General features: G+C 66.3%; 19 protein-coding genes. 10 read left to right on the forward strand and 9 right to left on the reverse strand.

From position 1 onward, the window contains the following. Nucleotides 1-6 precede the first annotated feature (6 nt). Nucleotides 7-480 (reverse strand): hypothetical protein, encoded by a 474-nt coding sequence (locus ACL58G_RS07965; protein ID WP_440966183.1) that lies wholly within the window; start codon nucleotides 478-480, stop codon nucleotides 7-9. A gap of 285 nt (nucleotides 481-765) precedes the next feature. Here ACL58G_RS07965 and ACL58G_RS07970 point away from each other — a divergent pair, with 285 nt between their 5' ends. Then, the gene (locus ACL58G_RS07970) at nucleotides 766-1,371 is read left to right on the forward strand and encodes an FxDxF family PEP-CTERM protein (RefSeq protein WP_440966185.1); all 606 of its coding nucleotides are present in this window, start codon (nucleotides 766-768) and stop codon (nucleotides 1,369-1,371) included. 4 nt (nucleotides 1,372-1,375) lie between these two features. Here the strand turns inward: ACL58G_RS07970 and ACL58G_RS07975 are convergent, their stop codons facing one another. The 6 genes from ACL58G_RS07975 to hutC all read right to left on the reverse strand — a co-directional run bounded on the left by ACL58G_RS07975 (nucleotide 1,376) and on the right by hutC (nucleotide 6,900). After that, nucleotides 1,376-3,136 carry an ArnT family glycosyltransferase gene (locus ACL58G_RS07975; protein WP_440966187.1) on the reverse strand — a complete coding sequence of 587 codons (1,761 nt, stop codon included), beginning with the start codon at nucleotides 3,134-3,136 and terminating at the stop codon, nucleotides 1,376-1,378. A 179-nt stretch (nucleotides 3,137-3,315) separates the two neighbouring features. Continuing rightward, entirely contained in the window at nucleotides 3,316-3,585 is a 270-nt protein-coding gene (locus ACL58G_RS07980; RefSeq protein WP_056124537.1) for a type B 50S ribosomal protein L31, read from the reverse strand. A gap of 164 nt (nucleotides 3,586-3,749) precedes the next feature. Then, on the reverse strand, nucleotides 3,750-3,983 hold the full coding sequence (locus ACL58G_RS07985; RefSeq protein WP_440966188.1) for a hypothetical protein: 234 nt from the start codon (nucleotides 3,981-3,983) through the stop codon (nucleotides 3,750-3,752). Nucleotides 3,984-4,172: 189 nt separating this feature from the next. Next, on the reverse strand, nucleotides 4,173-5,435 hold the full coding sequence (gene rho / locus ACL58G_RS07990) for a transcription termination factor Rho (RefSeq protein ID WP_413343042.1): 1,263 nt from the start codon (nucleotides 5,433-5,435) through the stop codon (nucleotides 4,173-4,175). A gap of 138 nt (nucleotides 5,436-5,573) precedes the next feature. Beyond that, on the reverse strand, nucleotides 5,574-5,900 hold the full coding sequence (gene trxA, locus ACL58G_RS07995; RefSeq protein WP_036236119.1) for a thioredoxin TrxA: 327 nt from the start codon (nucleotides 5,898-5,900) through the stop codon (nucleotides 5,574-5,576). A 280-nt stretch (nucleotides 5,901-6,180) separates the two neighbouring features. Continuing rightward, nucleotides 6,181-6,900, reverse strand: a complete 720-nt coding sequence (gene hutC, locus ACL58G_RS08000) for a histidine utilization repressor (RefSeq protein WP_440966191.1) — start codon at nucleotides 6,898-6,900, stop codon at nucleotides 6,181-6,183. Between the two features lie 130 nt (nucleotides 6,901-7,030). Here hutC and ada point away from each other — a divergent pair, with 130 nt between their 5' ends. Together ada and ACL58G_RS08010 are read left to right on the forward strand one after the other, a co-directional pair. Next, nucleotides 7,031-8,113: a bifunctional DNA-binding transcriptional regulator/O6-methylguanine-DNA methyltransferase Ada gene (ada, locus tag ACL58G_RS08005; RefSeq protein WP_440966193.1), complete on the forward strand. Its 1,083-nt coding sequence runs from the start codon at nucleotides 7,031-7,033 to the stop codon at nucleotides 8,111-8,113. Continuing rightward, nucleotides 8,110-8,796, forward strand: a complete 687-nt coding sequence (locus ACL58G_RS08010) for a 2OG-Fe(II) oxygenase (RefSeq protein ID WP_440966195.1) — start codon at nucleotides 8,110-8,112, stop codon at nucleotides 8,794-8,796. The genes ada and ACL58G_RS08010 overlap by 4 nt, the downstream gene beginning before the upstream one ends. A gap of 9 nt (nucleotides 8,797-8,805) precedes the next feature. Here the strand turns inward: ACL58G_RS08010 and ACL58G_RS08015 are convergent, their stop codons facing one another. Next, complete coding sequence (locus ACL58G_RS08015) at nucleotides 8,806-9,474, reverse strand: transposase (RefSeq protein ID WP_440966197.1); 669 nt, start codon at nucleotides 9,472-9,474, stop codon at nucleotides 8,806-8,808. Between the two features lie 257 nt (nucleotides 9,475-9,731). Here ACL58G_RS08015 and ACL58G_RS08020 point away from each other — a divergent pair, with 257 nt between their 5' ends. Continuing rightward, nucleotides 9,732-10,232 (forward strand): hypothetical protein, encoded by a 501-nt coding sequence (locus tag ACL58G_RS08020; RefSeq protein WP_413381891.1) that lies wholly within the window; start codon nucleotides 9,732-9,734, stop codon nucleotides 10,230-10,232. 9 nt (nucleotides 10,233-10,241) lie between these two features. Here the strand turns inward: ACL58G_RS08020 and ACL58G_RS08025 are convergent, their stop codons facing one another. Beyond that, entirely contained in the window at nucleotides 10,242-10,880 is a 639-nt protein-coding gene (locus ACL58G_RS08025) for a glutathione S-transferase family protein (protein WP_413381894.1), read from the reverse strand. Between the two features lie 171 nt (nucleotides 10,881-11,051). Here ACL58G_RS08025 and ACL58G_RS08030 point away from each other — a divergent pair, with 171 nt between their 5' ends. Genes ACL58G_RS08030 through ACL58G_RS08055 form a run of 6 tightly spaced genes read left to right on the forward strand, consistent with a single transcriptional unit; the run spans nucleotide 11,052 to nucleotide 18,868 of the window. Beyond that, the gene (locus ACL58G_RS08030) at nucleotides 11,052-12,722 is read left to right on the forward strand and encodes an amidohydrolase (RefSeq protein ID WP_440966200.1); all 1,671 of its coding nucleotides are present in this window, start codon (nucleotides 11,052-11,054) and stop codon (nucleotides 12,720-12,722) included. Then, a complete protein-coding gene (locus ACL58G_RS08035) occupies nucleotides 12,719-13,372 on the forward strand; it encodes a hypothetical protein (protein ID WP_413381900.1) in 654 nt (217 codons plus the stop codon). Before ACL58G_RS08030 ends, ACL58G_RS08035 begins: the two co-directional genes overlap by 4 nt. A gap of 55 nt (nucleotides 13,373-13,427) precedes the next feature. Next, a complete protein-coding gene (gene hutU, locus ACL58G_RS08040) occupies nucleotides 13,428-15,134 on the forward strand; it encodes a urocanate hydratase (protein ID WP_440966202.1) in 1,707 nt (568 codons plus the stop codon). Between the two features lie 17 nt (nucleotides 15,135-15,151). Then, nucleotides 15,152-16,696, forward strand: a complete 1,545-nt coding sequence (gene hutH, locus ACL58G_RS08045; RefSeq protein WP_413381906.1) for a histidine ammonia-lyase — start codon at nucleotides 15,152-15,154, stop codon at nucleotides 16,694-16,696. A 13-nt stretch (nucleotides 16,697-16,709) separates the two neighbouring features. Continuing rightward, nucleotides 16,710-17,510: an N-formylglutamate deformylase gene (hutG, locus tag ACL58G_RS08050; protein ID WP_413381909.1), complete on the forward strand. Its 801-nt coding sequence runs from the start codon at nucleotides 16,710-16,712 to the stop codon at nucleotides 17,508-17,510. Next, the gene (locus ACL58G_RS08055; RefSeq protein WP_413381912.1) at nucleotides 17,507-18,868 is read left to right on the forward strand and encodes a formimidoylglutamate deiminase; all 1,362 of its coding nucleotides are present in this window, start codon (nucleotides 17,507-17,509) and stop codon (nucleotides 18,866-18,868) included. Before hutG ends, ACL58G_RS08055 begins: the two co-directional genes overlap by 4 nt. The last annotated feature ends 18 nt before the right edge of the window (nucleotides 18,869-18,886 follow it).

The raw sequence follows: 18,886 nt of genomic DNA on the forward strand, positions 1-18,886 counted from the left end.
GGCGGGTCAGCAGCTGAGCTGCCGGCGCAGCGCGTGCAGCGTGCGTACGGGGCCGGCGACTTCGAGCATGTGGTCGCGCACCGTCACCGTGATCTCGGCGTTCTTTCCTGCGGGCCAGCGTGCTGCGCGCATGCGGTAGCGCACGGTGCCGGGGCCGCGTTCGGCCGGCGCGTAGCCGAGATTTTCCATCGCATCGTCCAGGGTGCCGACCAGGTGGCAGGCCGAAAAGCGGGTCGTGACCTCGAAGCGGCCAAGGAGCGTGGGCGCGATCGCCGGCAGCAGGCCGCCCAGCAGTACCGGCACGACGATGTAGCCGAGCGGCGCTGTCGGATCGATGAGGTGGAAGGCGAAGGCCAGCGCGGGCAGGCCCAGCACCATGCTCAGCAGGAGAAGTAGCCGGCGTTGCGCGGGGGCGGGGGAGGTGGGGCGATGCGCTCCCTTCCGGACGCGCTCGATTTCGGAAAACGTCACGCTTTTCATGTCGCACTCCTTACGTTCAACGACGGCAGGGACCGATTACAAACCCCATTTTGATCAAGCGCCCCCGGGACGGATTGACCTTCCTCAAATTCGCCTTTTCTGAGAAGAATTGTTCTGGAATAAAAGGTTCCTGGTCGGAAAATTCTTTTCTATTCAGAAATGATAGAAATTTGTGCGAGATCTAACGGTTAGTCAGGCTTTCGGAACTTAAGCTGTTCCGACGGATCGGTGTAAAGACACCTGCTCCTGGATAGCGAGTCCGATTAATCTCTCAACGGAACTATCATGAAACTCAAATCTCTCGTTCTGGCCATGGTCGCGGGCGCGGCCCTGATGGCGCAAGGCGCGGGGGCGGCGACGGTCAACCGCACGGCCCCGGTCGTCACGACGGACGATGGCCTGGGCGGCTTCAACGCGCATTTCGGCGACACGTTCGCGCAGTCGACCACCGGCAGCACCTTCACCGACGTCTTCACGTTCGACGTCGGCACGCCGTTCGACGCGGCCGCCTCGCTGACGTCGTCCTACCTGAACACGCCGCAGACGAAGGACCTGCTGATCACGGGCTTGTCTCTTTACCGCTACGATCCGGTCACGAAGGCCATGCTGGGGACCGCCATCGCGGGCATCGATCTGACGGGTTCGGGTGCCGATGCGCCGGATTCGTGGGCGCTGTCGGGCTTTGGGCTGACGAGCGGTTCCTACGCGATCCAGGTGAATGGCGAGGTGCGTGGTGTCGGGGGCGGGGTGTTCGGGGCGGATCTGACGATCTCGCCGGTGCCGGAGCCGCAGGCTTGGGGCATGCTGCTGGCCGGCCTGGGCGTGTTGACGACGCTGGCATGGCGCCGGCGCCAGCCCGCGCGCGTGCGCGCGGACGTGCGGCGCCGCTGAGCGCTCAGCGCACGCGCCGGTACAGGCGGAAGCGTTCGTCGCGGTCGGACGGGCGGCGGCCTTCCCACAGCAGCGTCCAGTCGCGGCCGTGGAACGGCAGCGCCGCACCGCCGCGCACGAGCGCGCCGTTCTGCATCGCGCCCGACTGGGCAGGCACCTTCTGGCCGACGCTGTCCTGCAGCAGCAGATAGCTGCACGCGCCGCCGTCGACGGGGGCGAACGGCAAGTGGCCGAAGTAGGCGAACGACGCACGCTGGGGCGCGCCGACGTTCGTGTCGATGCAGTCCGCGCCGGCCGGCAGGCGCGCGGCGATCTGCTGGGCCACGCTGGCGTAGCTCTTGCCGTAGTTCAGGTCCGGCAGGAACAGCGTCATCAGCAGCACCCACAGCAGGATCAGGCCGCCCGACGACAGCACCACGGCCCGCCACAGCACGGAAGGCTGGCGCGACAGGCGCCAGTGCACGAGGAAGATCCAGCCGACCGTCGTCGCGGCCGCGACGAGGAAGGCGACGATGCCGAATTCCGGCTTGAAGCCCGGGACCAGCTTGAGGGCGTTCTTGGCGAATTGCGCGGGCCAGCCCGTCAGCTTGGCGATCCAGAACACCCAGACGAGGCCGCCCAGCAGCGTCAGCACCATCACGGAGAACCAGTCGATCGCATTGATCGCGCCGCGTTTCATCGTCGGCAGGCCGAACGCGGCCATCAACGCCATCGGCGGCAGCAGCTTCAGCAGGTCGCCGCTTTCGGGAATCGGGTCGCACAGGATCACGAGCGTCAGCACGCCGACGAAGCAGGTCGGCAGGATGATGTGCAGCAGCCCGTGCTGGCGGCGCCAGGCCCAGGCGGTCCAGGCGGCGAACGGCCACGCCGGCCAGAAATACCAGATGCCGACGCGGAAGAAGGCCTTGATCGCATGCCAGCCTGGCACGCTCAGCTGCTCGGCATTCCAGGCCAGCCAGCCGCCGACGGGCGACAGGCCGTACGGATGCGCCAGCGTGGCCGGGATGGCCCATACGAGCGTGATGAGCAGCGCGGTGCCCGCGGCCTGGCCGAGATGGCGCAGCAGGGAGGCCGACGGCAGCTTGAGGAAGCGGATGCACAGGTACAGGGCGGCCAGCAGGGCCAGCGGCGGCGCGAAGCCGCGCGTCAAGGTGAGCAGGCTGAGCGCTGCGCCGACGTACACGGCGTTGCGCGGCGTGCTGTCCTCGATATAGCGCACCGAACGGAACAGGAACCAGGACAGCAGCGCGCCCTGCAGGGTGACGGCCAGCGTCTCGTGGCTGTGTAGCAGCAGGCCCAGGCAGCCGAGGTAGATCAGGACGGCCGTGTCGGCCAGCGTGCGGCCATAATCGTCCGGCTCGGGCTGGCCGCCGAAGGCCAGGCGCAGCGGCTGGGCTTCCGAACGCCGGCCGAGGTGGAATGCCGTGTGCCACAGCGATACCGTGCCGAGCGCGAAGATGCCGATGGTCGAGATGCGCGCGCCGAGCACGTCGCCCAGGAGCCAGCCGAACAGTTTGATGCACAGTGCGCCGAGCCAGAACGCCAGCGGCCCTTCCTCGGGCGCGGGCAGGCCGGCGATGTGCGGCATCAGCCAGTCCTGGATGCCGCCGTGCGCCATCGTCCACATGATGCCGAAGCTGGCGGCATCATCCTTCCACGGGTCACGCCCGATCAGGCCCGGCAGGATGTACAACAGGCCGAGTGCGTACAAAGCCCAGCGTGGCAGCGCGAGGGTGGCGGCGGCGGGTAGGCGGACGGGTTTCATCGATAGCGCGCGAAGTAATGCAATAAATTAATGTCGCGTAGTATAAGGGGACCGTGGCAAAGCGTCGCGGGTGGTATTGCTACGAGGCGTAACGTGGGTGGGCAACGACGAAAAAAAAGGAAGCCCTGGGCTTCCTTTGGGGAGGCCCGAAGGCTTCCCGGATGTTCGCTCGTCGGGAATTAGCCGTTGGCGACGCTGGTCTTCGAACCGACCGAGCCGAACTTCTGGCGGAATTTTTCAACGCGGCCAGCGGTGTCGACGATCTTGTGCTTGCCGGTAAAGAACGGGTGCGATTCAGCGGACACCTCGATCTTGACCAGCGGGTAGTCTTTACCTTCGAAATTGATGGTTTCGCGGGTAGAGATGGTCGAACGGGTGATGAATTTGAAATCGCAGGACAGGTCGTGGAACACGACTTCGCGGTAATCCGGATGGATATCGGTCTTCATGGTTTTGCCTTGGTTAGGTTGGTAGCCAAACGGCACTTCGTCGGTCGACCTGCTTCTTGACCCGATTGCCGATCACTTGCCAGGGTTGGATACGGAACCGGCGATTATAAGCCAGCCCCGCGCCCAAGGCAACCGGCGCTGTTGCTGCACCGTTTCGGCACCGTTCAGGCGCCGTGCAGGCGCGACATCATGGTGAGGATCATGCCGCCGAAACCGAGGCCGAAGCCGATGAGCATCGTGATGGCGGTTGCCGCCATCCACTTGCTCAGGTGGGCCGATTCGCCATGGATGTCGGCCTTGAGTTCGGCCTTCAGTTCCGACAGGTCTGCTTTGTTGGGTAACATGGTCAGCGTGGTGTCGAAGCGGGTTTCGAGAACCGTCAGCCGGCGGTCGAGCACGACGTCCTTGTCGTGCCGCGCGCCGGGACGTCGCGTAATTCGTTGAAGATCATCTTGGCCTCCATGGTTGTCTTGGTGCGGATTTTCCGCGCCCGTACCACCCTCGGCTTGACCTAGATGAATCGTACCGCATAAAGCAGAAAAGGCGAGTACGACTCGCCTTTTCCGTTCGATGCCAGGGCTGGAGGATCAGCCGCCGCGACGCATCAGGTCGAAGAATTCGACGTTGGTCTTGGTCGCGCGCATCTTGTCGAGGATGAACTCCATCGCCTCGATCTCGTCCATCGAGTACAGCAGCTTACGCAGGATCCAGATCTTCTGCAGCTGGTCCGGCTTGATCAGCAGTTCCTCGCGGCGGGTGCCCGACTTGTTCAGGTTGATCGCCGGGTAGACGCGCTTCTCGGCCAGGCGGCGCTCGAGGTGGACTTCCATGTTGCCGGTGCCCTTGAATTCCTCGTAAATCACGTCGTCCATGCGCGAGCCGGTCTCGATCAGCGCGGTCGCGACGATCGTCAGCGAGCCGCCTTCCTCGACGTTACGCGCGGCGCCGAAGAAACGCTTCGGACGCTGCAGCGCGTTGGCGTCGACGCCGCCGGTCAGCACCTTGCCCGAGGCCGGGATCACGGTGTTGTAGGCGCGTGCCAGGCGGGTGATCGAGTCCAGCAGGATCACGACGTCCTTCTTCATCTCGACGAGGCGCTTGGCCTTCTCCAGCACCATCTCCGCGACCTGCACGTGACGGGTGGCCGGTTCGTCGAAGGTCGACGCGACGACTTCGCCGCGCACCGAGCGCTGCATCTCCGTCACTTCCTCGGGACGTTCGTCGATCAGGAGGACGATCAGCGTGCAGTCCGGGTGGTTGGCGGTGATCGCGTGGGCGATGTGCTGCAGCATGACCGACTTGCCCGACTTCGGCGAGGCGACCAGCAGGCCGCGCTGGCCCTTGCCGATCGGCGAGATCAGGTCGACGATGCGGCCGGTGATGTTTTCCGCGCCGTTCATGTCGCGCTCGAGGCGCAGCGGCTCGTTCGGATGCAGCGGCGTCAGGTTCTCGAACAGGATGCGGTGTTTCGAGGCTTCCGGCGATTCGCCATTGACCTTGTCTACCTTCACCAGCGCGAAGTAGCGCTCGCCATCCTTCGGCGTGCGGACCTCGCCTTCGATCGAGTCACCCGTATGCAGGTTGAAACGGCGGATCTGCGATGGCGAGATGTAGATGTCGTCGGTGGAAGCCATGTAGCTCGCATCCGGCGAACGCAGGAAACCGAACCCGTCCGGCAACACTTCGAGCGCACCGTCGCCGAAAATCTGTTCGCCCTGTTTCGCGCGCTTCTTGAGGATCGCGAACATCAGTTCTTGTTTGCGCAGGCGAGCTGCGTTGTCGATATCCAGGCTGATCGCCATCTCCAGAAGGGCGGAGACGTGCATTGCCTTCAGTTCAGATAAGTGCATGTGTCGGGTGTCCCGTGACGGGAAAGTAAAGGTAGGGGAGGGAACTGCGTGGGTTAATCAAAGGGATAGGATCGGAATCGATCGCCTACCCGGTCCGGAACAGGCGGCAGTGCGGGCGCGCTGCCGCCACCTATGGTATCAGATGTTGCTATCGATGAAAGCAGTCAGCTGGCCTTTTGCCATCGCGCCGACTTTCTGGGCCGCTGCGACACCGTTCTTGAACAGGATCAGCGTGGGGATGCCGCGGATGCCGAACTTGGCCGGAACGGCCTGGTTCGCATCGACGTCCATCTTCGCGATCAGCAGCTTGCCATCGTATTCTTTCGCGACTTCTTCCAGGATCGGGGCAATCATCTTGCAGGGGCCGCACCACTCGGCCCAGAAGTCGACCAGGACCGGGCGCTCCGATTTGAGCACGTCGGTTTCGAAAGATGCATCGCTGATGTGTTTGATGTTTTCGCTCATGTTTTCCTCAAGAGAGGTAAGTAATTAACGCCTGCAGGTCTTTCGGACTCTCGTCGATCCTGCTCGGTAGTGTCAGCCGGTTCCCGTACTTGTCAGACTGGCTTGCTGCACAAAGGTGGTGCCAATGTGTGCAATATTCAATAGTGGAAGAGCTGCAAGAGGATGTCAGGCGGGGTTTAATCGGAATAATAACCGATTTTTTTGGAACGTGTTCGTGAGCTTTGTACAAAATCCCAACATGCTCAAGGTTCCTGATTGACCTCACCAATTATCACCACAATCAGCCGACGCTGCCCGTGAATTTATATAAATGTCCCGGGTGCCACATTGTCACGACCGAGGCCACCCGGCCGCCCGACGTCGTGCGGCGCTTGAGCACGAGGCACGACGTGCCGGGTGCGACACCGAGCATCTCCGCCACTTCGCGCGGCGCCGGCAGCGCTTCGATGCTGTACGTGGCACCCTGCAGCGGCGCCGCTTCCATCAGGTGCTCGTTGGGCGTGATGCGCGCGAAGTCCTGGTCCAGGTAGGCGGGCGCGCAGGCCGGATTGACCCAGCGGTCCTCGACCTGGATCGGCTGGCCGTTCTCGTCGTGGACGATCAGCGAATGGAACAGCGGCGTGCCGGGTTCCAGCTCGAACTGGCGCGCCAGCGACTCGCCCGCCGGACTGTGTTCCAGCAGGCGCGGATGGCTCGCATGCACGTGGCCGCGCGCGCGCACCTCGTCGGCGATGTTGCGGATCTCGACCAGCGTCGCCTGGTACTTCTGCGGCGCGACGTAGGTGCCCGAACCCTGGCGGCGCGTGAGCACCTGTTCCGCCGTCAGCTCGCGCACGGCGCGGTTGACGGTCATGCGCGAGACGCCGAACTGGCGCACGAGCGCCTGCTCGGACGGCACCAGGTCGCCTTCCTTCCAGCGGCCCGACGCGATCTCGCCGAGCAGATAATCCTTGATACGCTGGAAAATGGGCGTGCTGTCTTGCGCGATCTGTTCGTCCAAACTACTCTCCGGAATCTGTCACCTCGTCGGGGAGGCGACATTCTAGCATCGCGAATTCGAAAGCAAGACCCGAAGTGTTTGCCGGAACGCCCGCGCTTACGATGGGGCCATCGAGAATCTGGAGACCGAGATGAACACCGCCACCCTCCCCCAATCCGCTGCCGCCTGGCTCACCGACGACGAGCGCTGGGCCGCCGTGGTCGCCCGCGCGCGCGAAGCCGACGGCCAGTTTTATTATTCCGTGCGCAGCACGGGTGTGTACTGCCGGCCCTCGTGCCCGTCGCGCACGCCGCGCCGCGCCAACGTCGCTTTCCACGCGACGCCGCACGATGCCGAGGCGGCGGGTTTTCGCGCCTGCCTGCGCTGCCGCCCGGACGCGCCGCCGCTGGCCGAACGCCAGGCCGAGGCCGTGGCGAAGGCGTGCCGTCTGATCGAGGCCGCCGAGGAAGAACCGGACCTCGCCAGCCTGGCCGAGGCCTGCGGCATGAGCCGCTTCCACTTCCATCGCATCTTCAAGGCGCACACGGGCATCACGCCGAAGGCCTATGCGGCGGCGCGCCGGGCCGAGCGCTTGAAGCAGGGGCTGGCGCAGGCGGGCAGCGTCACCGCGGCCGCCTACGACGCCGGCTTCAATTCCAGCGGCCGCTTCTATGCCGCGTCGTCCGGCGTGCTGGGCATGACGCCGAAACGCTATCGCGCGGGCGGCGGCGGGGAAGCGATCCGCTTCGCCGTGGCGGCGTGCTCGCTGGGCGCGCTGCTCGTCGCCGCGACCGACAAGGGCATCTGCTGCATCCTGCTGGGCGACGATCCGGACGCCCTCGTGCGCGACCTGCAGGACCGCTTTCCGAAGGCCGAGCTGATCGGCGCCGAACCCGGCTTCGAACGCACGGTGGCGCAGGTCGTCGCCTTCGTCGAGGCGCCGCGTCTCGGGCTCGACCTGCCGCTCGACGTGCGCGGCACCGCGTTCCAGCAGCGCGTGTGGCAGGCGCTGCGCCAGATCCCGGCGGGGCAGACGGTCGGCTACGCCGAACTGGCCGCGCGCCTCGGCATGCCGCAGGGCGCGCGCGCCATCGCCGGGGCCTGCGCCGCCAATCCGGTGGCGGTGGCGATTCCGTGCCATCGCGTGGTGCGCAACGACGGCTCGATCTCCGGCTACCGCTGGGGCGTCGAACGCAAGCAGGCGCTGCTCAAGCGCGAGGCCGAGGCATCATGAGTATCGACTGGGACCGCGTCGCCGACGACCTCGACGCCTTCGGCTGCGCCGTGCTGCCGTCCCTGCTGGATGCGGACCAGTGCGCGGCGTATGCGGCCGGCTATGGCGACGACGCGCGATTCCGCAGCCGCGTCGTGATGGAGCGGCACGGCTTCGGGCGCGGAGAATATCGCTATTACGCATATCCGCTGCCGCCCGGGCTTTCGGACCTGCGCACGGCGCTGTACCCGCCGCTGGCGCGCATCGCCAACCGCTGGCAGGCGGCGCTCGGGCTGGAGGAGCGCTACCCGGACGCGCACGGCGATTACCTCGCGCGCTGCCACGCGGCCGGCCAGTTGCGGCCGACACCCCTTCTGCTGCAATACGGTGCGGGCGACTACAACTGCCTGCACCAGGACCTGTACGGCGATTTCGTCTTCCCGTTGCAGGTGGCCGTACTGCTGTCGCGCCCCGGCGTCGATTTCGGCGGCGGCGAATTCGTCTTGACGGAACAACGGCCGCGCATGCAGTCGCGCGTCGAAGTGGTGCCGCTGGGGCAGGGCGATGCCGTCGTCTTCCCCGTGCACACGCGCCCCGCCAACGGCACGCGCGGCATCTACCGCGTCAACATGCGCCACGGCGTCAGCCGCGTGCGCAGCGGGCAGCGGCATACGCTCGGGATCATCTTTCACGACGCTAGTTGAGAACCGGGGTCAGAGCCCGATTTTTGGAAATTGCTCCAGCGCGCTGTCTGACGTCGTCTCTCTTGGTGCTGCCGTGCCAAGAGGACGATTGCCGTTGCTGGCGCCCCTGATTTCGGAGATGAGTTGATCGGGCAATGCGTCTTCGCATAGCTGCCTGTACACAGCCTGGCGCGTGATCGTTTCATGGTGCAGGCGCAAATATGCGAGATGCGGCTTGACCAGCGGGCTATCGTGTCCGAGGGCATTTGTTTGGTAGCTGGACCAGGGGTAATGTTCTGGCTTGACCACCATGCGTGCGCGCACAGGATTCAACTCGATGTAGCGCTGGCATGCCAGAAAATAGTCCTCGTCGAGCACGAGACAGGAACGAAAGCGGCCTTCCCACAAGGTGCCCGTACGCGTGTGGCGACGGTTGAAGTATTGCACGTAACGCTGGCCCAGGCGCCGCATCAGTACGCTGGCTCCATGCGCATCATCTGGCGACAAAAGCAAATGGACGTGATTGGTCATCAGTACATAGGCATGCAAAGCACAACCGCAGTCGTAGGCGCATTCACGCAATATGTCGAGATACACCAGATAGTCGCTTCGACAGGTGAAGCACGGAATCCGATTGTTTCCTCGCTGGATGACATGGAGCGGTACCGACGGCAGGACAAGGCGGCGCGGACGTGGCATGGCGAAAGCGAAACGTGACGGAAGACGAGACGATACAAAACCGTCGTCCGGAGAGAGCGAGGAAAATCAACTGTGCAACGGTATTCGGACCATTTTCAGGCGGATCTTTCCAAAAACCGGGCTCTGACCCCGGTTTTATGAAATGTGCTAAGGGAAGTAGAATTTTTATCAGATGTTTGGCATGCATACGTTTCCGTCGTAGCATCGAGGAACCTGCACCTCTGCAGGCTTACAACGATAATCCAACGGAGACAACCATGAGCGTATCGCGTCGCCTGTTCCTGGCCGCCCTCGGCGTGGCCAGCGTGTCCGGCGGGAGCCTGGCCCGGGCCGGGGACCTGCCGCACCCCCTTGTCATTTACGATGACGAATTGAAGAACGGTTTCCAGAACTGGAGCTGGGCGAAGACGCAGTTGTCGGTGCCGGTCGGGAACGGCAAGCCGATCCGCGTCGAAGGCGAGCCGTGGAGCGCGCTCGCCCTGCACCACGAACCGTTTTCCACCGAGGGCTACAACAAGCTGACCTTCGTCATCAACGGCGGCATGAACGGCGGCCAGACCCTGATGGTCAAGGCCATGGCCGACGGCAAGGCGATCGAGGCCGACTTCGCCATCCAGCTGAAGGCGAAGACGTGGGCCGCCGTCGAAGTGCCGCTGAAGGACATCAACGCGGCCGGCAAGACCATCGACACCCTCATCTGGCAGGGCCAGGGCGCCGCCTACCCGGGGTACTACATCACGCGCATCCAGCTCGAGTAAGCCCGCCCTTCACGGCAGCTCGCCGCCCGCAAACGGATCGATCGAGTACGGGTACACGGTGCCCAGGAATCCCGGTTGTGCACGCACGTGGGCGATCCACCCGACGATGCCGGGATAGTCGGCCAGCGCCAGCCCGGCCTCGTCGGCCCGGTGGACGTACGCAAACAGCGACATGTCGGCGATCGTGTACGCGGCGCCCGCGATGAACGGGCGCTGCGTCAGTTCGCGGTCGAGGATCGCCAGCGCCTTGTCCGCGACGCGGCGCAGGCGGTCGACCAGCGCCGGCGCGCGCCGCGCCAGCTTGCCCGTCAGCGTCCAGTGGCGCAGCGTCGCGATCGACGCCACGTGGTCCTGTTCGAACGCCAGCCATTGCTGCACCTTCGCCCCGCCGAACGGATCGGAAGGCAGATACGGCGTGCCGTGCGCCAGGTACGTCAGGATGGCGTTCGATTCGGCCAGCGTGCGGCCGTCGGACAGGCGCAGCGCGGGCACGGCGCCGGTCGGATTCAGCGCGAGGAAGTCGGGACGCTGGCCTTCGCCTTCGAAGATGCGCACGATCTCCGTGCGATAGGGGATGTCGAGATGGTTCAGCAGCAGGCGGACTTTCCAGGCGTTCTGCGAGGGCAGGTAATCGTACAGGGTGAGCATCGTTATCTCCGGTGAAAAAACACGATTGGACCACCGCGTAAAACGCCGCACCCTCCGGTTCTTGCGATCGAACCAGAGGCCCGCGATTGACCACAATGTAAATTTCTATACACTCTGTTTCTTGCTATTGAGCCGTACCCCGGTTCATCCACAACGACAACGGAGACCCCGATGCGCCCCCGCCACAAGCAACTCAGGCACACCCTGATCGCCCTGGCCCTCGCCACCGCCACGGCCCACGCCACCACCGTCATCGACAACGCCAATGGCTACACGCTGAACGCGAAGGGCGACGTCGTCCAGTTCGCGTCGCTCGCGTTCGATGACGCCGGCCGCATCCTCGCCGTCGGCACCGCCGCCGATGTCGCCGCGAAGGCTCCGCAGGCAAAGCACGTCGACATGGCCGGCCGCACCGTGCTGCCGGGCCTCATCGATGCGCACGGCCACGTGTTCGGCCTGGGCGAGATGCTGACGCAGCTCGACCTGTCGGCCACGACGTCGCTGCCGCAGGCGCTGGCCGCCATCGGCGACTACGCGCGTGCCGACGCCAAGGCCGCGTGGGTGCGCGGGCGCGGCTGGAACCAGGAGAACTGGAAGCTGGGTCGCTTCCCGACCGCACAGGAACTCGATGGCGTCGTGGCCGACCGGCCCGCGTGGCTGGAACGCGTCGACGGCCACGCCGGCTGGGCCAACGGCCGCGCGCTGGCGCTGGCCGGCATCACGGACCAGACGCCGGACCCCGTCGGCGGCAAGATCGTGCGCGACGCCGCCGGCCATGCGACGGGCGTGCTGGTCGATGCGGCGCAGGCGATGATCCAGAAGGTGCTGCCGCAGCCGACGGAACAGGAAGCGCGCACGATGCTCGACCGCGCGCTGGGCACGATGGCCAGCGTCGGCCTCACGAGCGCGCACGACGCGGGGATCGGCATCGCCGAGGATCGGCTGTACCGCGATTACGCGGACCACGGCAAGCTGACGGCGCGCATCTACGCGATGGTCAAAGGCACCGGCGCCGACTTCGACCGGTTGGCGCGAAACGGCCCGCTGGACACGTACGGCCACGACATGTACGCGCTGCGTGCCGTGAAACTGTACGCCGACGGCGCGCTGGGCAGCCGCGGCGCGGCGCTGCTGGCGCCGTACACGGACGATCCGCATTCGCACGGCCTGCTGTTCCATTCGAACGGCGAGATCGACGCGATGATCGCCAAGGCCATGAAGAAGGGCTACCAGGTCAACGTGCACGCGATCGGCGATGCCGGCAACCGCCAGATCCTCGACATCTTCGCGAAGGAGATCCCGGCCAACCGCGGCCAGGCGCTGCGCCACCGCATCGAGCATGCCCAGGTCGTGACCCCGGCCGACATCCCGCGCTTCAAGAGCATCGGCATCATCCCGTCGATGCAGCCGACGCACGCGACGTCCGACAAGAACATGGCCGAGCAGCGCATCGGCCCCGAGCGCATCAAGGGCGCGTACGCGTGGCGCACGTTCCTCGCGCAGGGTTCGCGCATCGCGTGCGGTTCGGATTTCCCGGTCGAGGCGCCGAACCCGTTCTTCGGCATCCACGCGGCCGTCACGCGCCAGGACGCAAGCGGCAATCCGATCGCCGGCTGGTATCCCGAGCAGGAGATGTCGCTGAAAGAAGCCTTCCGCTGCTTCACGCTCGACGCGGCCTACGCGGGCCACCAGGAAAAAACGCAGGGCTCCCTCGAAGCGGGCAAGTACGCGGACTTCATCGTCATCGACCGCGACCTTTTCAAAATCTCCCCGTACGACATCCACAAGATCGGCGTCCTCGAGACGTGGGTCGGCGGCCAACAGGTATATCGCAAACCATGATGAAAGCTCTCGTCGCCGCTCTCGCATTCGTGGCCGTTTCCCCGGCCTGGGCGCAGTCTTATGCCCGCATGGTCGTCATCGTCTCCAAGCCTGGCCAGGCCGAGGCGTTTGAAAAAGGCTACGAGCGCCACCTGCAATGGCACAAGGGCGTGCAGGACCCGTGGACGTGGTACGGCTGGACCTTCGTGCTGGGCAACCGCATCAACCGCTTCATGGACGGCACGTTCGGCCACGCGGCCGCCGACTTCGACGCGGCCGTGCAGCCCGCGGCCGACGCCGCCGACAACAACGTGAACGTGGTGCCATACGCCGACTTCGTCAGCCACGGCATCTACCAGCGCATGGACGCGATGAGTGCGGGCGAGCCGCTGCCGGACGCGTCGCCGTTCCTGAGCCTGACGACTTACCACATCCGTCCCGGCCAGGAGGCGGCGTTCGAGCAGGCGGTGGCGCGCGCGCGCGGCACGGCGCGCCAGACGTGGTACAGGCTGCAGGCCGGCGGCGAGGCCCCGGCCTACGTGCTGATGCGCGCCGTGGCGTCGTTCGGTGCGGCTGCAACGCTGGGGACGCCGTACACTTTGTCCGGCCTCGTCGACCGGGTCGATAACGAATTGCTGCGCTACCGTCCGAACCTCAGTTATCGCCCTTGACGAGGTTGTATAGACAACTTAGACTTCCTGGAAAACTTATGTCGAGGAGTCCGTCATGACCACAGCCTCTCCCGCCGGAGATCCGCGTTTCGATCCCACCCGCGTCATCCGCGCCCCGCGCGGCAGCGAGCTCACATGTAAGAGCTGGCTGACCGAGGCGGCCTATCGCATGTTGCAGAACAACCTGGATGCCGAGGTGGCGGAAAACCCGCAAGGCCTCGTCGTCTACGGCGGCATCGGCCGCGCGGCGCGCGACTGGGCCTGCTTCGACCAGATCCTCGCGTCGCTGCGCGATCTCGACGACGACCAGACGCTGCTGATCCAGTCCGGCAAGCCGGTCGGCGTGTTCCAGACGCATCCCGACGCCCCGCGCGTGCTGCTCGCGAACTCGAACCTCGTGCCGAAATGGGCGACGTGGGAGCATTTCAACGAGCTCGATCGCAAAGGCCTGTTCATGTACGGCCAGATGACGGCCGGCAGCTGGATCTACATCGGCACCCAGGGCATCGTGCAGGGCACGTACGAGACGTTCGCCGAGGCGGGCCGCCAGCACTTCGGCGGCGATATGTCCGGGCGCTGGATCCTCACCGCGGGCCTGGGCGGCATGGGCGGCGCGCAGCCGCTGGCCGCGACGTTCGCCGGCGCCGTGTCGCTGAACGTGGAATGCCAGCAGAGCAGCATCGACTTCCGCCTGCGCACCCGCTACCTCGACAGGCAGGCGAAGGACATCGACGACGCGCTGGCCATGATCCGCGACCACAAGGCGCGCAAGGAGGCCGTTTCCATCGGCCTGCTCGGCAACGCCGCGGACGTGCTGCCGGAACTCGTGCGCCGCGCCAAAGAGGGCGGCCTCGTGCCGGACCTGGTGACGGACCAGACGTCCGCCCACGACCTGATCCACGGCTACCTGCCGCGCGGCTGGACCGTCGAGCAGTGGCTCGCGGCCCAGCGCGATCCGGCGCAGCACGCGGCCCTGAAGCAGGCGGCGGCCGAATCCTGCGCCGTGCACGTGCAGGCGATTCTCGACTTCAAGGCGATGGGATCGTACGCCGTCGACTACGGCAACAACATCCGCCAGGTCGCGTTCGACCAGGGCGTGAAAAACGCGTTCGACTTCCCCGGCTTCGTGCCCGCGTACATCCGCCCGCAGTTCTGCGAGGGCCGCGGTCCGTTCCGCTGGGTGGCGCTGTCCGGCGACCCGGAAGACATTTATAAAACCGACGCGAAGATCAAGGAGTTGTTCCCGCAGCACGCGCGCGTGCATCGCTGGCTCGACATGGCGCGCGACCGCATCGCGTTCCAGGGCCTGCCGGCGCGCATCTGCTGGCTGGGCCTCGGCGAGCGCCACCTGGCCGGCCTCGCGTTCAACGAGATGGTCCGCACGGGAGAATTGAAAGCGCCGGTCGTGATCGGACGCGACCACCTGGACACCGGTTCCGTCGCGAGCCCGAACCGCGAGACGGAAGCGATGCGCGACGGCACCGACGCCGTCTCCGACTGGCCCCTGCTGAACGCCATGCTGAACACGGCCGGCGGCGCGACGTGGGTGTCGCTGCACCACGGCGGCGGCGTCGGCATGGGGTATTCGCAGCATGCGGGCGTCGTCATCGTGGCGGACGGCACGGAGGCTGCGGATAAGCGCCTGGCCCGCGTCCTCGTCAACGATTGCGCGTCCGGCGTGATGCGCCATGCGGATGCCGGCTACGAACTCGCGATCGAGACGGCCAAGCGCTTCGGCCTGCGCCTCCCGATGATCAAGTAAGACGGAATCGAACCACCATGACTCAAGACCACCACGAACTGACCCTGAATCCGGGCGCCTTGTCCCTGAACGACCTGCGCGCCGTCTGGGGCGCGCACGGCCCGCTCACGCTTGCGCCGGCCGCATATGCCGCCATCGAGACGTCGGCCGCCACCGTCCAGGCCATCGTCGCCAAGGGCGATCCGGCCTACGGCATCAACACGGGCTTCGGCATCCTGGCCAAGCGCCACATCCCGCAGGCCCAGCTCGAACAGCTGCAGCAGAACCTGATCCTGTCGCATGCCGTCGGCACCGGAGAACTCCTGCCGGACAACGTGGTGCGCTTGATCCTGCTGACCAAGATCGGCAGCCTGGGGCGCGGTTATTCCGGCGTGCGGCCGCTGATCGTCGATACGCTGATCGCCCTGTACAACGCCGGCATCATGCCCGCGATCCCGTCGCAGGGGTCCGTCGGCGCGTCCGGCGACCTCGCACCGCTGGCGCACATGACGCTCGCGATGCTGGGCGTCGGCCAGGTGCGCATGCGCGGCGAATTGATGGAGGCGCGCGCCGCGCTGGCCGCGGCCGGCATCGAACCGGTCGTTCTCGCGGCGAAGGAAGGCCTCGCGCTGATCAATGGCACGCAGGTGTCGACGGCGCTCGCGTTGAACGGCCTGTTCCTCGCCGAGCGGCTGCTGGAAGCGGCGATGGTGTCCGGCGCGCTGTCGCTGGATGCCGCGCGCGGCAGCGACGCCCCGTTCGACCCGCGCGTGCATGAAGTGCGCGGCCAGCCGGGCCAGATCGCGGCGGCGAAGATTTATCGCCAGCTGGTCGCGGGCAGCGCGATCCGCGCGTCGCACCTCGTCGGCGACGAGCGCGTGCAGGACCCGTACAGCCTGCGCTGCCAGCCGCAGGTGATGGGCGCCGTGATGGACCTCATCGCCCAGGCCGGCCGGACACTCCTCATCGAATCCAATGCCGTCACGGACAACCCGCTCGTGTTCCCGGACTCTGGTGAAGTCATTTCCGGCGGGAATTTTCATGCGGAACCCGTCGCATTCGCGGCCGACACGCTTGCGCTGGCCATCGCCGAGATCGGCGCGCTGGCCGAGCGCCGCATCGCGCTGCTGATCGATTCGACGCTGTCCGGCCTGCCGCCGTTCCTCGTGCGCGAGCCGGGCGTCAATTCCGGCTTCATGATCGCGCACGTGACGGCGGCCGCGCTGGCGTCGGAAAACAAGTCGCTGGCGCATCCGGCCAGCGTCGACAGCCTGCCCACGTCCGCCAACCAGGAAGACCACGTCAGCATGGCGACATTCGCGGCGCGCCGTCTCGGCCAGATGGCGCACAATACGGGTGTCATCGTCGGCATCGAATTGCTGGCGGCGGCGCAGGGGATCGAATTCCACCGCCCGCTGACGAGCTCCAGCCACCTGGAACATGTCCACGCAAAATTGCGCGAGCACGTGCCAGCGTTCGACGAAGACCGGTTCTTCGCGCCGGACATCGAGGCGGCGCGCCGGATGGTGATGGAAGGCGAACTGTCGGCGGCGTGCAAGGACTTGTTCGCCGCACTGCACTGATCGGGGAGTCACGATGGATTTCAGGTTCAAGCCGGGTTCCGTGCCGCTGCTGCTGTCGATGCCGCATGCGGGCACCGACATTCCCGACGACATCGCGGCGGACATGGCGCCGTGCGCGCTGGTGCGGGCCGACACGGACTGGCACCTGCCCGACCTGTACGCCTTCGCCGACAGCATCGGCGCCTCCACGTTGTCCGCGCGCTGGTCGCGCTACGTCATCGACCTGAACCGGCCGCCCGAGGACACGAATCTGTACCCGGGCCAGGATACGACGCGCCTGTGCCCCGTCGACACGTTCGCCCGCGAACGGTTATACCAGGACGGCCGCGAGCCGGACGCCGACGAGATCGAGCGCCGCCTGGACCTGTACTGGCGCCCATACCACCAGCAACTGCGCGCGGAACTCGACCGCCTGCTCGCGCTGCACGGGCAGGTGGTGCTGTGGGATGCGCATTCGATCGCGTCCGTCGTGCCGCGCTTCTTCGACGGCCGCCTGCCCGACCTGAACTTCGGCACGGCCGACGGCCGGTCATGCTCGCTGCAGCTGCAGGGCGAGATGATGCGCGTGGCCGGCTCCCAGGACCTGTTTACCTTCGTCTTCAACGGCCGCTTCAAGGGCGGCCACATCACGCGCTTCTACGGCGATCCGGCCGCGGGCGTGCATGCGATCCAGCTCGAAATGTGCCAGTGCCTGTACATGGATGAGGCGCCGCCGTTCGAATATCAACCCGACGCCGCCGGCAAGGTGCAGCCCCTGTTGCGCGAGCTGCTGGAATCGGCAGTCGCGTGGGCGAGGGCAGGGGGGCACGCGTGAACGCTTTATTCGCGCGCCACGCGCTGCTGGCCGGCGGCTGGGAGCAGGACGTGCTGCTCGAATGGGACGTGCGCGGCGACCTGACGAAGGTCGCGCCGGAGGCGTCGCCGCCGCTCGGCGTGGCGCGCGTCGATTACGTCCTGCCCGGCATGATCAACCTGCATTCGCACGCGTTCCAGCGCGCCATCGGCGGATTGACCGAACGGGCGGGAAGTGGTCCTGACAGCTTCTGGACGTGGCGCGACCTGATGTACCGCGTCGCCAACCGCATCACACCGGAGCAGATGGAATCGGTGGCCGCGCAGCTGTATGCGGAATGCCTGCGCCACGGCTACACGGCGGTCTGCGAATTTCATTACGTGCAGCGCGCGCCGGGCGGCCATCCGTATGGCCATCCGGCCGAGACGGCGCAGCGCATCGCCCAGGCCGCGCGCGAATCCGGCATCGGCCTGACCCTGCTGCCCGTGATGTACGCGTACGCGGGTTTCAACGACACGCCGTTGCGCGAGGACCAGGAACGCTTCCGCACGGATCCCGCGCAGGTGCTGCGCATCGTCGAAGCGCTGGAACCCTTGCGCGGGCCGCAGCTGGAAGTGGGCGCGGCGCCGCATTCGCTGCGCGCCGTATCGGCCAGCCAGCTGCGCGAACTGGCGCAGGCGCTGCCGGCAGGCCGGCCGCTGCACATCCACATCGCCGAGCAGCAGCTCGAAGTGGCGCAGTGCGTGGAGGCGACCGGCATGCGCCCGGTGGATTACCTGATGGAGCAGGTGGACGTCGACGCGCGCTGGTGCCTCGTGCACGCGACGCATCTGTCGGACGGAGAACGGGACCGCATCGCGGCCAGCGGCGCCGTCGCGGGCCTGTGCCCGACGACGGAAGCGAACCTGGGCGACGGCCTGTTCCCGTTGTCTCCCTACATCGCGGCCGGCGGGCGCTTCGGCATCGGCAGCGACAGCCACGTGTCGCAAAGTCCCGTGGAAGAACTGCGGTGGCTCGAATACGGCCAGCGTCTCCGCTACCTGCGCCGCAATATCGCCGTCCATGGCGAGGAGCGCGACGTCGGCGCCTTCCTGTGGCGGCAGGCGCTGGCGGGCGGCGCGCAGGCGGCGGGGCGCCGTCTCGGCGTGCTCGCGCAGGGCCGGCGCGCCGACCTGCTCGTGCTGGACAGCGCGCACCCGAACCTGGACGGCGTGCCGCCGCACGAGGTATTGGGCCGCTTCCTGTTCAGCGGCAACGACAACCTCGTGCGCGACGTGCTGGCCGGCGGCCACTGGGTGGTGCAGGGTGGCCGCCACAAGGCACAGGAAGCGATCGCGCAGCGCTACAAGGCCGCAGCGCGTACACTGCACGCACATTGATGCCAACGACGAAGGGAA

The organism is Massilia sp. GER05 (assembly GCF_052056005.1).
In the GTDB taxonomy this organism is placed as follows: domain Bacteria; phylum Pseudomonadota; class Gammaproteobacteria; order Burkholderiales; family Burkholderiaceae_D; genus Telluria; species Telluria orientalis.